At 59.4% G+C, this 15,368-nt stretch carries 12 protein-coding genes and 1 riboswitch; of the genes, 6 read left to right on the top strand and 6 right to left on the bottom strand.

The features are described from left to right. Positions 1–19: 19 nt before the first annotated feature. On the bottom strand, positions 20–826 hold the full coding sequence (locus tag LPU83_RS49445) for a UDP-2,3-diacylglucosamine diphosphatase (protein WP_024312790.1): 807 nt from the start codon (positions 824–826) through the stop codon (positions 20–22). 245 nt (positions 827–1,071) lie between these two features. Between LPU83_RS49445 and LPU83_RS49440 the strand changes: the two genes are divergently transcribed. Next, positions 1,072–3,384, top strand: a complete 2,313-nt coding sequence (locus LPU83_RS49440; RefSeq protein ID WP_024312791.1) for an NADP-dependent malic enzyme — start codon at positions 1,072–1,074, stop codon at positions 3,382–3,384. A gap of 130 nt (positions 3,385–3,514) precedes the next feature. Continuing rightward, positions 3,515–4,600 carry a DUF2865 domain-containing protein gene (locus LPU83_RS49435; RefSeq protein WP_024312792.1) on the top strand — a complete coding sequence of 362 codons (1,086 nt, stop codon included), beginning with the start codon at positions 3,515–3,517 and terminating at the stop codon, positions 4,598–4,600. Between the two features lie 6 nt (positions 4,601–4,606). Here LPU83_RS49435 and bluB read toward each other — a convergent pair whose 3' ends face one another. Next, a complete protein-coding gene (bluB, locus tag LPU83_RS49430; protein WP_024312793.1) occupies positions 4,607–5,296 on the bottom strand; it encodes a 5,6-dimethylbenzimidazole synthase in 690 nt (229 codons plus the stop codon). A 41-nt stretch (positions 5,297–5,337) separates the two neighbouring features. Continuing rightward, a riboswitch (cobalamin riboswitch) is annotated at positions 5,338–5,519 on the bottom strand. A 25-nt stretch (positions 5,520–5,544) separates the two neighbouring features. Beyond that, positions 5,545–6,378 carry a TolB family protein gene (locus LPU83_RS49425; protein WP_024312794.1) on the bottom strand — a complete coding sequence of 278 codons (834 nt, stop codon included), beginning with the start codon at positions 6,376–6,378 and terminating at the stop codon, positions 5,545–5,547. Between the two features lie 205 nt (positions 6,379–6,583). On the opposite strand from LPU83_RS49425, the gene LPU83_RS49420 reads away from it, so the two are divergent. The 3 genes from LPU83_RS49420 (at position 6,584) to LPU83_RS49410 (ending at position 10,122) form a co-directional block, all read left to right on the top strand. Then, on the top strand, positions 6,584–8,512 hold the full coding sequence (locus tag LPU83_RS49420) for an LTA synthase family protein (RefSeq protein ID WP_024312795.1): 1,929 nt from the start codon (positions 6,584–6,586) through the stop codon (positions 8,510–8,512). Positions 8,513–8,593: 81 nt separating this feature from the next. Then, a complete protein-coding gene (locus LPU83_RS49415; protein ID WP_024312796.1) occupies positions 8,594–9,115 on the top strand; it encodes a DUF1003 domain-containing protein in 522 nt (173 codons plus the stop codon). A gap of 131 nt (positions 9,116–9,246) precedes the next feature. Then, positions 9,247–10,122: a hypothetical protein gene (locus LPU83_RS49410; protein WP_024312797.1), complete on the top strand. Its 876-nt coding sequence runs from the start codon at positions 9,247–9,249 to the stop codon at positions 10,120–10,122. A gap of 154 nt (positions 10,123–10,276) precedes the next feature. On the opposite strand, the gene LPU83_RS49405 is transcribed toward LPU83_RS49410, so the two are convergent. Then, the gene (locus LPU83_RS49405) at positions 10,277–11,650 is read right to left on the bottom strand and encodes a class II 3-deoxy-7-phosphoheptulonate synthase (protein ID WP_024312798.1); all 1,374 of its coding nucleotides are present in this window, start codon (positions 11,648–11,650) and stop codon (positions 10,277–10,279) included. A gap of 288 nt (positions 11,651–11,938) precedes the next feature. On the opposite strand from LPU83_RS49405, the gene LPU83_RS49400 reads away from it, so the two are divergent. Then, positions 11,939–13,267, top strand: coding sequence for a TadE/TadG family type IV pilus assembly protein (locus LPU83_RS49400; RefSeq protein ID WP_051166622.1), 1,329 nt, complete (start codon positions 11,939–11,941; stop codon positions 13,265–13,267). 6 nt (positions 13,268–13,273) lie between these two features. Here LPU83_RS49400 and gor read toward each other — a convergent pair whose 3' ends face one another. After that, positions 13,274–14,659: a glutathione-disulfide reductase gene (gene gor / locus LPU83_RS49395; RefSeq protein WP_024312800.1), complete on the bottom strand. Its 1,386-nt coding sequence runs from the start codon at positions 14,657–14,659 to the stop codon at positions 13,274–13,276. A gap of 105 nt (positions 14,660–14,764) precedes the next feature. Next, on the bottom strand, positions 14,765–15,352 hold the full coding sequence (locus LPU83_RS49390; RefSeq protein WP_024312801.1) for a DUF2059 domain-containing protein: 588 nt from the start codon (positions 15,350–15,352) through the stop codon (positions 14,765–14,767). Between the last annotated feature and the right edge of the window lie 16 nt (positions 15,353–15,368).

The raw sequence follows: 15,368 nt of genomic DNA, 5'->3' as shown, positions 1-15,368 counted from the left end.
TGGGGAGGGAAGGCCGCGCTTAAGCGGCCTGCTGCGCGACTTCCTTTTCACGATGGCCGATCGCCATCGGCATCGGCTGTATGCCACTCGTTGCACGCCACTCGATCAATTCAAACGTGCCGTCCTGATGCTCGGCAATCGCCGTGCAGCTTTCGACCCAGTCGCCGGTATTGATGTAACGGATGCCGTCCATGTCCTCCATCACCGCGTGGTGGATATGGCCACAGATCACGCCGTCGGCACCGTGCTTGCGGGCTTCTTCAGCGACGACACGCTGGAACTCGCCGATGAAGTTGACTGCGTGTTTGACCTGCAGCTTGGCCCATGCCGAAAACGACCAATAGGGCATGCCCATTCGGCGACGGATGGCTGCTAGGCCGATATTGATCATGATCGCCATGTCGTAGGCCCAGTCGCCGAGATAGGCGAGCAGGCGCGCGTTGCGCACGACGACGTCGAACTCGTCGCCATGCAGCACGAGGTATTTCTTGCCGTCGGCCGCTTCGTGCATCATCCGTTCAGCGACCTCGATGCCGCCGAAATGGGTGCCCGGAAAGTCGCGAAGGAATTCGTCGTGATTGCCCGGGATATAGATGACCCGCGTGCCCTTGCGCGCCTTGCGCAGCAGCTTCTGGACAACGTCGTTGCAATCCTGCGGCCAGTACCAGCTACGCTTCAGCCGCCAGCCGTCGATGATATCGCCGACAAGAAAGATGGTATCCGCCTCGTGATGCTTGAGAAAGTCGAGCAGGAAGTCAACTTTCGCGGCCTTGGAGCCGAGATGCACATCGGAAATGAAAAGCGTACGGAAGTGCCGCGTATCCATATTGTCCCTCACAAGCATCCTGCTCGTGTCCCATCGTTCACCTCCCCCTCCAAAACCAGAGTCGTGTTTCAGGAAGATGACATGCTGCTGTCCCGGTGGATTTTCCCGGTTTCGGTGGACCTGCGCTGACGTCACGGCAGATTTGCGTTGTTTTCGCATTTCGAACGGAAATTCCGACTGTTCCGCCATGCCGTTTGATGTAATGAAAACACTCCAAGACAGCATGCGGCAGCTCGGAGGCGACGATGGATCATCAGGAAAAGTCCAAGACGGAAAAGAATTTGGCAGGTGGAAGCCTCGACGAGCAGGCGCTCTACTTTCACCGCTATCCCCGTCCGGGCAAGATCGAAATCCAGGCGATCAAACCGCTCGGCAACCAGCGCGACTTGGCGCTCGCCTATTCCCCGGGTGTTGCAGCACCATGCCTGGCGATCCGCGATAATCCCGAAACGGCCGCCGACTACACCTCCCGCGCCAATCTGGTTGCAGTCATTTCCAACGGCACGGCCGTTCTCGGCCTCGGCAATATCGGTCCGCTTGCCTCAAAGCCAGTCATGGAAGGCAAGGCCGTCCTTTTCAAGAAATTCGCAAACATCGACGTCTTCGACATCGAAGTCGAGGCACCGAGTGTCGATCAGATGGTCTCCACCGTCGCCTCGCTCGAGCCGACCTTCGGCGGCATCAATCTCGAGGATATCAAGGCGCCGGAATGTTTCGAGATCGAGCGTCGGCTCCGCGAGACCATGAAGATCCCGGTTTTCCACGATGACCAGCATGGTACCGCCATCATCGTCGCTGCCGCGATCCTCAATGGCCTGGAACTGGCGAACAAGAAGATTGACGAGGTCAAAATCGTTGCCTCAGGCGCCGGCGCGGCAGCCCTTGCTTGCCTCAACCTCCTCGTCACGCTGGGTGCCAAGCGGGAAAATATCTGGGTCCATGACATCGAAGGCCTCGTCTACGAAGGCCGCGCCGAATTGATGGACAAGTGGAAAAGCGTCTATGCCCAGAAGAGCGACACGCGCACGCTCGCCGAAAACATCGGCGGCGCCGACGTCTTTCTTGGCCTTTCCGCCGCCGGCGTGCTGAATCCGGAACTGCTCGCGCAGATGGCCGAGAACCCGCTGATCATGGCGCTTGCCAACCCGACGCCGGAGATCATGCCCGATCTCGCCCGCGCTGCCCGCCCCGATGCGATGATCTGCACCGGTCGTTCCGACTTCCCGAACCAGGTGAACAACGTTCTCTGCTTCCCCTACATTTTCCGCGGGGCGCTGGATTGCGGCGCAGTGACGATCAACGAAGAAATGAAGATGGCCGCCGTGCGCGCCATTGCCGCCCTTGCACGCGAGGAACCATCTGATGTCGCAGCCCGCGCTTATTCCGGCGAGACACCGGTCTTCGGTCCAAACTATCTGATCCCCTCGCCCTTCGATCCGCGCCTGATCCTGCGCATTGCCCCGGCAGTCGCGAGAGCCGCTGCCGAGAGCGCTGTCGCGTTGCGTCCGATCATCGATTTTGACGCCTATCTCGATCAGCTCAATCGCTTCGTCTTCCGTTCCGGCTTCATCATGAAACCGATCTTTGCGGCGGCCAAGAACGCCGAGCGCAAGCGGGTTATCTTCTCCGAAGGCGAGGATGAGCGCGTCCTGCGCGCAGCACAGGTCCTGCTCGAAGAAGGCATTGCCGAGCCGATTCTGATCGGCCGCCCATCGGTCATCGAAACCCGCCTGCAGCGTTACGGTCTGCGCATCCGCCCGCTTGCAGATTTCGACGTGATCAATCCGGAAGACGATCCGCGCTTCCGCGAATACGTGGATCTTTACTTCTCACTGGTCGGACGGCGTGGCGTCATTCCGGAAGCGGCCCGCACGATCGTGCGCACAAACACGACGGTCATTGGCGCTTTGGCGCTAAAGCGCGGCGAAGCTGATGCGCTCATCTGTGGCCTGGAAGGCCGCTACGAGAAGCATCTGCGCGATGTCCGCCAGATCATCGGCAAGAGGCAAGACGTTTGCGACTTCTCGGCGCTCAGCCTGCTGATCTCGCAACGCGGTGCTACTTTCTTCACCGACACCTACGTTACATTCAATCCGAGCGCCGAAGAGATTGCCGAGTCCGCAATACTCGCCGCAGAGGAAATCAAGCGCTTCGGCATCACGCCGCGTGCTGCCCTCGTATCCCACTCGAACTTCGGTTCGCGTGAATCCGAGAGCGCGACGAAGATGCGCGCTGCGCTTCAGCTGGTGCGCGAGGCTGCGCCGGAACTGGAAGTCGACGGGGAAATGCACGGCGAAAGCGCAATCTCCGACGCGCTGCGCAAGCGCGTCATGCCCGATACGACACTGCATGACGAAGCCAACCTGCTGGTCTTCCCGAACCTCGATGCGGCCAACATCACATTGGGCGTTGTAAAGTCGATGATCGATGGACTGCATGTCGGGCCGATCCTGCTTGGCGCGGCACTGCCGGCGCACATCCTGGCGCCTTCCGTGACCTCCCGCGGCGTGGTCAACATGGCCGCCCTCGCCGTCGTCGAGGCTTCACAGCCAGCGTGATTTGCGGCAGATTGAAAAAATGCGTTAAGGTTCCGACCGCAGCTTGTTGCGACAAGCGGGCTAGCAATGAAGGCGCGGCAGGACGCCGCGCCTGATGACCCTGGTATTTGCTCACCGATGGGACGATGCCTTGAAGCGCTGGATTTTGTCACTCACAGCCGCCCTTGCTCTGACCGGGCCGACCCATGCCCAGATGCCGGCGATCTGTGGCGACCTGCGCGGCCGCCTCGCCGACCTGCCGCAGATCATCGGCAGCACGCCCGAAGTGCGCAAATACGCCAGCGCCATAGCCGAACAAAACCTTGAACTTCGCAAACTCCGGAGCGATCTGCGCCAAAACGGCTGCACGAGCGGCAGCATGGTCGTGATCGGCGATGATGACGGCTACTGTGGCGAACTCGAGCGCGCCGAAGCCAAGATGGTCGACAACATCCGTTATCTGCAGCAGCGTCGCGACGAACTGCGCGGCCAGAGTGAGGATGTCCGCATGAGGAACGAGCTTCTTGCAGCGCTCGACGACAACGGCTGCAACGAGGCGCAGTGGCCCGCTGACACCGGCCAAGGATATGCGCCGCCACCCAGCATCGAAGATCAGGCGTTGCGGAACGACACATTCATTCCCTTGGGTGGCGATCCAAGCCAGCGCCGTTATGGTCTCCCGGGCCTGTCGCCGCTCTCTCATCTGAACACCGTATGCGTGCGAAGCTGTGACGGCGGCTTCTTTCCGTTGAGCTCGAACGCAACATCCCAAGACTTTGCCCGCGATGCCGACACCTGCTCGAAGATGTGTCCCGGCATCGAAACCGAGCTCTTCTATCATGACGTCTCCAGCACCGAGACATCGCAGATGATCTCCGCGACGACAGGCGCTCCTTACACCGCCATGCCGAATGCTTTCGCTTACAAGAACCGCAAGCCCGGCGAAAAATCGTCCTGCAGTTGCGATCTTAACGCTTACTACGCGCGGATGCGAAAAAACCAATCGATCAGCGAACCGCCACAACAGGGATCGATCACAACGATCGAAACCAAGAAGCCCGAGATGGAGAGCCATGCCGTCGCACCGGCCGCGCCTCAGCCTCAGGTGCCGGACAGGCCCTATGATCCGGCAGGAAGCAAGGTGCGCCAGATCGGCCCGCAGTTCCTTGCCGGCGACCAAGGTACGATCGACCTCAAGAACCCGGCAAAGCCAGGCCCCCAGCCGCAGCAACAGTAGGCCGCATCATTCCGCTGAATTGCCCCAAAGATCCATGAAGACAAGCTCCTCGAGCGGCAGGCGCTGGCGCCATCCTTTGACCGCCAGCTCCGGCTGTTGATAGAGTTGATCGACGTAGCCGACACAGAGCCAGGCAACGATCTCGACCCGCTCCGGAACGCCGAGAATCCTTTTGATATCGGACTCGTGAAAGATGCTCACCCAGCCGACCCCCACGCCTTCGGCGCGGGCTGCGAGCCACAGATTTTGCACGGCGCAGACCGTGGAGTAGGAATCCATTCGTGGGTTGTGCGTTCGGCCGAGAACGACATCGCCGCAGCGATTGGGATCACAGGTGACGCAAATGCTGAGCGGTGCGGCTCGGATGCCCTCCAGCTTCAGCGACCGGTAGAGCTGCTGTCGCTCCCCCTGAAACATCTCGCCGGCCTCGCGGTTGGCGTAATCGAACGCCTGCCAGACCGCCTCCTTCACCTGCTGATCGCGCACCAGAATGAAATTCCAAGGCTGCATGAACCCGACGGACGGCGCGTGATGCGCAGCCGACAAAAGCCTGATGATGACGTCATCCGGTATGGGGTCCGGGAGAAATTCCGAACGTACGTCACGACGCGTCGATATCGCCTTGTATACGGCGTCACGTTCCTCGGCCGAAAAGGCTGCGGCTCCCGACAGGGAGCCTGAATTGTCTGGTCGCATCGTCAATCCCCAACAACACAACCGCCCCGCCGTCCACGCGGGTCAGTCTATGATGTCGGGCCGGTCTTCTGACTTGGCGTCATCCGGCTGCCGCGCCTTCCCGATACTGGACCAGTGGCTTGTTGCGGCAGTCGTCAGCCTTACAGCGTTGGGCACGTTTCGGTCTTTCACCGAATTCCCGATTCTCCCGCCTGAGACGGGCACCCGACGGAGGGTCTATGCCGCGAAAAATCTGTCGATGCAATCCTTCATGCTGAGATCGGGTAGTACCGCACATAGGCGAACTCATCGCCTGACGGCGACCAATTCGGCACGTTGATCGTTCCCTGCCCACCAAAGAGTTTGAAGAGCGTCGTCAGGTTGCCGCCATCCATATCCATCAGCCGCAGACAAACATCGAGATCGCGAGGGTGGTCGAAGACGTCGGGGTCGTAGGAGAGGATCAGGACCTTATCGTTGTTGGGCGACGGATGAGCAAACCAATTGCCGTAGTTGTCGCTGGTGATCTGTTCGAGGCCGGTCCCATCCGGATGAATGCGCCAGATCTGCATGAGGCCCGTGCGGCTGGAATTGAAGTAGATCCACTGGCCGTCGGCCGAATAATCTGGCCCGTCGTTGCGCCCCTCGCCGCGTGTCAACCGCTTCTCGTCGCCGCCGTCTACCGAAATCGTGTAGATGTCGAATAGGTCGTCGCGGATGCCGCAATAGGCGAGATCCTTCCCGTCGGGCGACCAGCCGTGCCAATAGGACGGCTGATTTTGCGTCACCAGACGCGGCGCGCCGCCTTCTGCCGGAAGTACATAGATCGTCGATTTCCCGAACTCGGTCTTGTCGGAAATGACGATCTGACGGCCGTCAGGCGAGATGCCGTGATCGTTGTTGCAGGCCGTGGCAAATCCGGTATCGACTTTCTCGACCTTGCCCGAACCGTCAAGCACCAGGCGGTAGAGAAGCCCGTCACCGTTCAGCAGAAGATAGCCTCCATCCGGCGAAAAGTTTGGCGCTTCCACCAGTTGCGTGGTTTGCCAGACAACGCGCGCCTGGCCTGTTTTGATGTTGTAGATCTCGATGGAACTTCTCAATCTGAATCCTCCTGACATCGAACTCGTCAGACCTACGACGGCTCGCCGCTCGGCACAAGCAAGTGAACCGAAGCGGGCATCCGCGGACGGCGCCGGCGGCGCTTTATCCACCGATCACAAATGTGGGAAACATAACGGTTCATCTAGCGTTCATGACGAAGATGTGACAGTTCGATGAAGCTTTTATGACGTTGGAGTTTCTTAGTTGATCGCGTTGGGAATGAGGTCCGCAGCGGCAGCGCGTTTCGCGTCGCTTTCCACTGGTGTCAGGGGAAGCGCCCAATCGCCAGCTTTACGCGCTGCGCTCGGAATTTGCCTTTCGGCGCTGATTGCTCTCTTCGCCACTGTAGCGGTCGAAATAATCGCCCGCGATGGGTTCGCCGATGTGCGCGAATTCCTGACATCGCCGGTACGCCCCGGCATGACAACGGTCGTGATGTTGACCGTCCTGATGCTCTCGCTGGACGCTGCCCTGGGAAGACGATTCATTTCGGCGTTGATCGTTCTGCCGCTGGTGCTCGTTCCCGCCATCGTCTCCAGCCAGAAGCAGCATTATCTCACGGACCCCCTGTACCCGTCCGACGTCCTATTTGGGCGCCAGATCATGGAGTTGCTTCCCGTGATGGCGCGCGACCGGCCGTGGACAGCGGTTGCCATGGTCGTTGGCATCGTTCTTTCCGCGGTCGCGATTGCCGTCCTGTGGCATTTCGCTTGGCGCCGTTGTCCGCGGCTCTCAAGGACCGCCCAACTGCGTCAACTCTGTATCGGCTTACCTGTTATCGCAGCTTTTGGCGCGTTGATGGATTATTCCAAATACTCCTACATACGCGATCGCCTTCAGGTCGTGCCGATGATGTGGGATCAGAAGGAAAACTACCGCAGCAACGGCTTCATCCTCGCCTTCATCTTCAACATTCCGATGGCCGACGTGGCAGCGCCGGTCGGCTTCGGTACGCAGGCGCTTGATGCTATTCCGACCCGCAACTACGGCTATCTCAGCGGCCCGCGCGAAAAGCCCGACGTGATCATGCTGATGAGTGAATCCTTCTGGGATCCGACCCGGCTGAAGACCGTCACCCTGTCGCCGGATCCGATGCCGAATATCAGGGCCGAGCAGTCGGGCCATGTCTTCTCACCCGAGTTTGGCGGCATGACCGCCAATGTCGAATTCGAGGCACTGACGGGCTTCTCGAATGCCTTCCTGCCCTATGGCAGCATTCCCTACCAGCAGTATATTCGCAGCAACGTCCCCTCGCTTGCGACGTTCTTCCGCGGCGAAGGCTATGCCGCCCGGTCTCTGCATCCATTCAGCGGCTGGTTCTGGAACCGCAACGAAGTCTACAAGGACTTCGGTTTCGAACAGTTCCGCTCTGAAGAAACCATGCCTCCGATGGAAAAGAGGGGCATCTTCGCTTCGGACGAGTCCCTCATGAAGGAGATCATGAACGAGGCCGACGGTATTGATCGTCCGTTCTTCTTCTTTGGTGTCACTCTGCAGGGACATGGTCCCTACGAGCCGAACCGTTACGTACACAACAGCGTCGACATCAAGGGCAACCTGAACGATGCGGACCGGGCAACGCTGGCCACCTATACGCAAGGGATCAAGGAAGCCGACGACAGCCTCAAGATGCTGATGAATTGGGCCGAGAAGCGCGATCGCGAGACGATCATCGTCCTCTGGGGCGATCACCTTCCGCCACTCGGCAACGTCTACACGGCGACCGGCTACATGCCCGACCAGGTTGCCACGCGCAAGGCATCGGTCAGCGTCATGAAGCAGGAGCACGAGACGCCGCTCGTCATCTGGTCCAACAAGAAAGGCAGCAAGAAGGATGTGGGTACGATCAGCCCGTCGCTCCTTCCCTACCATCTTCTAAAGTTCGCCGGCTTCGAGCATCCCTACTACACGGGCTTTCTCGGCCGCGTGCAGAAGAAGTACAGCGTCATCGATCGCTATCAGCTGATTGCGCGCGACAACACGCCGTCGCCCGATTGGGTTTTGAAACCGAAGAGCCTCGATCCCCTCGTACGGGACTATCGATACCTCCAGCACGACATCATGTTCGGCAAGGCTCAGACGCTCGATCGCTTCTTCCCACAGCATGCGTGGCTGTATGCGCAAGGCACGTAAAAGAGCGGCACAAGCCCGCATTGCAATTTGAAAACATTACGGAATACTGGCGCCCGAGCGATCTAGCATTCGGAGTCGGCAATGCATAACCTATCGGACCTCATCCACCATCACTTCGACAAACCCGATGAACTCGGCGAAATCGAGAAGCGCGTTCTCGCAAAAGCCCACGAGCGCAAGATAATCTCGACGGACATTAACGCGGCCTTGCAGGCGGAATCTTCCGCTGGAGAGCGCCTGGCGGATTCGATTGCCCGCATCGGCGGCTCCTGGTCGTTCATTGTCGCCTTCTTCCTGTTCCTGTTCTTCTGGTGCGTCGTAAACACCGTCGTCCTATTCACCCGCGCCTTCGATCCCTATCCCTTCATCTTCCTCAATCTCGTGCTCTCGATGCTTGCCGCAATCCAGGCTCCCATCATCATGATGTCGCAGAACCGGCAAGCAGAGCGCGATCGCTTCGAGGCGGCGAAAGACTACGAAGTCAATCTCAAAGCAGAACTTGAGGTTCTCTCCCTGCATCAGAAGATAGACATGCGGGTGCTCACCGAAATTGCAGCATTGCGCGAAGACATCGAGCGGCTGAATCAGCGCCTGCCAAGTTGACGAAATGATCCCGGGCCGTAGAATTTAACTATACCGAGCAATTAACGACCCGCTCACCAAGTTCCGCATTGAAACACCGTCACAAATGTAAGAGGAGCAACTGGAACGAATTCTATCCGACCGCGAAGACGATGTTCACTGGCCGACTGCATACACGCGATGAAATCCTTCATCACCCCTTGTTTCTGTCGATCGAGCGTCAGATCGCGCTCCATCTTATCGGCATTCACAAACGCGCTCCTCGTCTTGCCCGCCTCGCCGCCTCGCACCAAAAGTGGCTGCTGACGCAGACGTTGTTTGCCATGCATACCGGACGCGATCGAGGCAATCCCGTTTCAGGGCTTACGGCTGGTCGCATGATGCAGGTCGCCGAGGAGTTTGATCTCGCCAGCAAAAATACGGCAGCCTCATTCCTTGCCGAACTCATCGCCTACAAATTTCTGCGGGATGCTCCTGATGAAATGCCCGATCGGCGCCTGCGTCGCCTCGAGACGACCGAGGTCAGCGAGGAAGCCATGGCCTCGTGGTTCCTGGGGCATATGGCCTGCCTTGATCAACTCGACGACGGCAATCGTGCCAGTCTAACCGCGGACGAGCCCCGGCTCTTTCATCTCGCGCAGCCGCGTGCTGCACGCGCCCTCATCCAGGAGCCGATCTGGAAGGAGCCACGGAGCAGTATCGGCCACTTCCTCTGGTCCGATGTCGGCGGCCTCGTGCTGCACGATCTGATCAGCCGCCTCCCCGACGATGCGCGGGAGCACAAGCGCGTCCTGCTAGTGGGCGTGAGTATCAGCGAACTCGCAAATGAGTTCGGCATCTCCCTCACCAATCTGAAGCGGATGTTCAAGCGCGCCGAAACGGATAACCTGCTTGGCTGGGAAAGCCCTCGCAACCGCGGTGCGCTGTGGCTTTCCCGGATATTCATCGAAGACTATTTCCACTGGCAATCCGCAAAGTTCGCCGAACTGGACAGCGCGATCCACTGGGCCGCCAGTCAGATCCGCTAGCACACCACCCAACAGTCGGCGGCCTGGGTTGGAGACGCTCGGCATCACGTCCGGTGAAGCCTTGTAGGCACGACCAACGCCCGCCCCACAGTCTGTCCTAATCCAATAAAAAAGCCCGGCGTCGGCCGGGCTCCTTTTCTTCCGTCTTGTTTGATCAGCCGTTGACGGCCATCCGCTTTTCGTCGCGGCCGCCCTTCATGCGCTCGGCCAGCAGGAAGGCAAGCTCCAGCGCCTGGTCGGCGTTGAGACGTGGGTCGCAATGCGTGTGGTAGCGATCGTGCAGATCCTCTGCTGTCACAGCACGGGCGCCGCCGGTGCATTCTGTCACATCCTTGCCGGTCATCTCGATGTGGATGCCGCCCGGATGCGAGCCCTCGGCGCGATGGATCTGGAAGAAGCTTTCGACTTCCGACAGGATCCGCTCGAACGGACGGGTCTTGTAGCTGTTGAGCGTGATCGTGTTGCCATGCATCGGATCGCAGGACCAAACGACCTTGCGGCCTTCGTGTTCGACCGCACGGATGAGGCGCGGCAGATGATCGGCGACCTTGTCGTGTCCGAAGCGGCAGATCAGCGTCAGCCGGCCCGCTTCGTTCTGCGGATTGAGGATATCGATCAGGTTCAGGAGGTCGTCCGCCTGCAGCGACGGACCGCACTTGAGGCCGATCGGGTTTTTGATGCCACGGCAATATTCGACATGCGCGTGATCAGCCTGACGGGTGCGGTCGCCGATCCAGATCATGTGACCGGAGGTCGCGTACCAGTCGCCAGACGTCGAGTCGACGCGCGTCAGCGCTTCTTCATAACCAAGCAGCAGCGCTTCATGGCTCGTGAAGAAATCCGTCTCGCGCAGGCTCGGATTGTTTTCCGAGGTGATACCAATCGCCTTCATGAAGTCCATGGTTTCGCTGATGCGGCCGGCAAGCTTGCGGTAGCGCTCGCCCTGCGGGCTATCCTTGACGAAACCGAGCATCCACTGATGCACGTTCTCGAGGTTGGCATAGCCGCCCATCGCAAAGGCGCGCAGCAGGTTCAACGTCGCCGCCGACTGGCGGTAGGCCATCGCCTGGCGCTCCGGGTTCGGAATACGCGCTTCCTCGGTGAACTCGATGCCGTTGACGATGTCGCCGCGGTAGCTCGGCAGCGAAACGCCGTTCTGCGTCTCGATCCCGGAGGAGCGTGGCTTGGCGAATTGACCGGCGATGCGGCCGACCTTGACGACTGGCAACTGCGCACCGAACGTCAATACGACGGCCATCTGCAGGAACGCGCGAAAGAAGTCGCGGATGTTGTCCGCGCCATGCTCGGCGAAGCTCTCGGCACAGTCCCCGCCCTGCAGCAGAAAACCGTTACCCTCGGCAACATTGGCAAGGTGCTTCTTGAGACGGCGCGCTTCGCCCGCAAAAACGAGCGGCGGATAGGATGCGAGCTGGGCTTCCGTTGCTGCCAATGCCGCCTGGTCCGGATAGTCCGGAACCTGCTGGATCGGTTTTTGCCGCCAACTGCTCGGAGTCCAATTCTGTGCCATCTCACTCACCTGTTCCAGCATCCGGTCCAGTCCGGATGTTCCGTCCTAAAAATGTTGGGCGGCTTATAAACCTTTAGCACGATCTTGCATAGCGGCGTTCCGCTCTTTGGCGCTACCGATTCAATCGACGAACAACGAACGATATAAAGGAATTCGGCGACGTGTTTTCAAACAGCGGGCGTGCGATTAACGATCAATATACCAAGACAGTTTGTATCTAATTTAAGCTTATACCGTAGAAACCCATCAATTCTGATGGGCGTCATGAGGACTCCCGCTTGAACACCGATGGCATGGTGGAACCGTGGGACTGATTTCGTGCGCAGCTTGTATCGTTTCTGTACTGACCGTTCTGGCAATTTCGGCATGCTGACAGCCATCCTGATGGTGCCGCTCATCGGATCCGCAGGCGTGGCCGTCGACTTCGCGCACGCGCTTAGCCTCCGCACGCAGCTCTACGCGGCGGCCGACGCAGCAGCCGTCGGCGCGATTTCAGAGAAGTCGGCCGCAGCCGCCGCCGCAATGAAGATGACCAGCGACGGGCCGATCTCGACCGGACAGGACGACGCGCGAAACATTTTCGTTGGCCAGATGCAGGGTGAACTGACGGCAAGCCAGGTCGCCGTCAATGTCCAGGTCAGCCGCGCATCCAACAAGCTCAACTCCGCGGTTACCTTTACTGCGTCTATTCCGACGACCTTCATGCAGATCTTCGGTCGCAAGAGCGTCGACATATCAGGCACCGCAACGGCAATGTTTCAGACGGCCTCGTTCATGGATTTCTACATCCTGATCGACAATACGCCCTCGATGGGTGTCGGCGCCACGCCTGCGGACGTCGCGAAAATGGAGAGCAAGACGCCCGATACCTGCGCTTTCGCGTGCCACGTCGTGTCTGAAGCCGGCGTCGAGGATAAGAACAGCTATTATAATATCGCCCGCAACAACGACGTTACACTCCGCGTAGACGTTGTGCGACAGGCGACCCAGAAACTGACCGAAACGGCTAGGACCGAGCGCGCCTCCGACAACCAGTTCAGAATGGGTGTCTACACCTTCGGCAAGAAGGCGGAGGACGTAAACCTGACAACGATTTCCGAGCCAATCACCGACCTTGCCAAGGTCGCAAGCTATACGAACGCCGTCACTTTGATGTCTATTCCGAGACAGGGCTATAACAACGACCAGCAAACAAGCTTCGACAACTCGCTGACGCAGATGAACAAGATCATTTCGACGCCGGGCGATGGCAGCACCGAAGCCCAGCCGCAGAAGATTCTGTTCTTCGTGTCGGACGGCGTCGGCGACAGCAAGAAGTCGAACTGCACGAAACCGAAGACCGGCGAGCGCTGCCAGGAGCCGATCGACATCTCCTTCTGCAAACCGCTGAAGGATCGCGGCGTCAAGATCGCAGTGCTCTACACCACCTACCTGCCGCTGCCGAAAAACAGCTGGTACAACACCTGGATCAAGCCTTTCCAGAGCGAAATCCCGACGAAGATGCAGAGCTGCGCTTCGCCCGGTCTTTACTTCGAGGTCACGCCGACCCAGGGCATCACAGATGCCATGCAGGCGCTCTTCCTCAAGGTCATCCGTACGCCTCGCATCACAAGCTGATCGGCGTCAGACGCGGATGCCATCCCGTATGCGGTAGCTCGGTGCATACATCGTGACGAGCTCTTCCGCCGCCGTGGGATGCACAGCCATCGTCCGGTCGAAATCGTCCTTGGTGCAGCCGGCTTTGAGCGCGATGCCGAGGATCTGCGCCATTTCTCCGGCATCGTGGCCGAGGATATGCGCTCCGACGACCTTCCGACCGGACGCGTCGACAATCAGCTTCATGATCATCTTCTCGCCACGCCCTGACAGGGTCGCCTTCAGAGGACGAAACTGGGCACGGTAGACCTCGAGTTCCTTGTAGCGCTTGCCCGCCTCCTCCTCGGTCAGCCCGACAGTACCGATCTCAGGCTGCGAGAAGACTGCCGTTGCGATCGTTTCGTGATCCGGCTTGGTCGGGTTATCCTTGTACTCGGTCTCGATGAAGCACATCGCCTCGTGGATCGCCACCGGCGTCAACTGTATCCTGTCGGTGACATCGCCAAGCGCATAGATGTGCGGGACGCTGGTGCGCGAATATTCGTCGACCACCACCGCTCCGCGCTCGTCAGTCTTCACGCCGGCCGCTTCCAGGCCGAGGCCTTCGGTATTAGCGATGCGCCCAAGCGCCAGCATCACGACATCGGCCGTCAGCGTGCCGTTGTTCAGCGTCTCAACGGAAAGACGGCCGTCCTGCTTCGATACCTTCTCCAGCGTGTCGTGGCAGAGAATACGAATGCCCTTGGCGGACATCGCCTCGTGCAACCCCTGGCGAAGGTCCTGATCGAAACGAGAAAGGATCTCCGCGCCACGGTAGATCAGTGTCGTCTCGACGCCAAGGCCATGGAAAATATTAGCAAATTCCACCGCGATGTAACCGCCACCGGCAATCACGATCGACTTCGGGAGCTCGTCCAGATGGAAGGCCTCGTTGGACGATATGCAGAGTTCGTTGCCCGGCAAAGCCATGTGCGGGTTCGGCCGGCCACCGGTCGCGATCACAATCGTCCTGGCGGTCACCGTCTTGCCGGTGTTGATCAGTCGAACCGTATGGGCATCGACGAGCTCGGCCCGCGTTTCCAGAATTTCTGCGTTCGCCCCCGCAAGCCCCTTCTTGTAGAGCCCTTCCAATCGCGCAATCTCGGCGTCCTTCGCGGCAATCAGCTTCTTCCAATCGAACGAACTCTCGCCCACCGTCCAGCCGAAGCCGGCGGCATCCTCGAAGTGCTCGTGGAACTGAGCCGCGTAGACGAAAAGCTTCTTGGGTACGCAGCCACGGATCACGCATGTTCCGCCGTAGCGGTATTCCTCTGCGATCGCGACCTTCTTACCGAGCACGGCTGCAACGCGGGCGCTGCGAACACCCCCTGAGCCACCGCCAATGACAAAGAGATCGTAGTCGTAGGACGTCATGAGAAACTCCAGAATCGGCTGGTGAGGTGAAAGTGATATAGTATCGACCGCCGCAAAAACAAAAGCCCGGACGATGCCGGGCTTTTGATCTTTATTGACGCCAGTTTACGGCTTCGGCTTTGCGACCGGCGTAGCGGCTTTCGGCGCGGCCGTTGCGGCCGGGTTGGCCGGATCGGCGGCCGGCGGCGGCGCCTTGATGACCTTGCTGAGCTCGGTGCTCGCCTGCTTCTGCAGATCGCGAGAAATGCCCTGCGCCCAGATGTCGGCGGCCTTCACGGTTTCGCGCGATGCGATCGGGCCATCCTTCAGCAGCTTCTTGCCAACCGGCGAGTTGTAGAACTCGGCGATCGCGTTGAGTTCCTCGACGGAGAATGCCTTGGCATAGGTCAACGCGGCTTCCTTCTCGAGGTCGGCGCGGCGCGGAGCAAGGGCCAAGGCCTGCTTGTCGACCTCAGCGGTGATCGCATCCTGGTAGTTCGGCGAATCCTGGATGAGATCGGCCTTCAGGCGTTCAGCCAAGCCAGGCAGGATGTTGTCGAACTGCGCAGTGGCGCCAATCGCGTCGATGGCAGCGCGGGCTGCCTTCAACTGCTCCGGAGAGGCTTCCTGAGCGTGTGCGGCAGAGCCAAATGCGACGCCCGAGAGAATAACGGTCGCAGCAGCAAAACGGCCAAGACCTGCAAATTTAATCATAAGTTTCAATGCTCCT

Source organism: Rhizobium favelukesii, assembly GCF_000577275.2.
GTDB classification, from domain to species: Bacteria; Pseudomonadota; Alphaproteobacteria; order Rhizobiales; family Rhizobiaceae; genus Rhizobium; species Rhizobium favelukesii.
The sequence above is the reverse complement of the archived record's forward strand: the minus strand, read 5'-3'. Positions and strand labels throughout refer to the sequence as shown.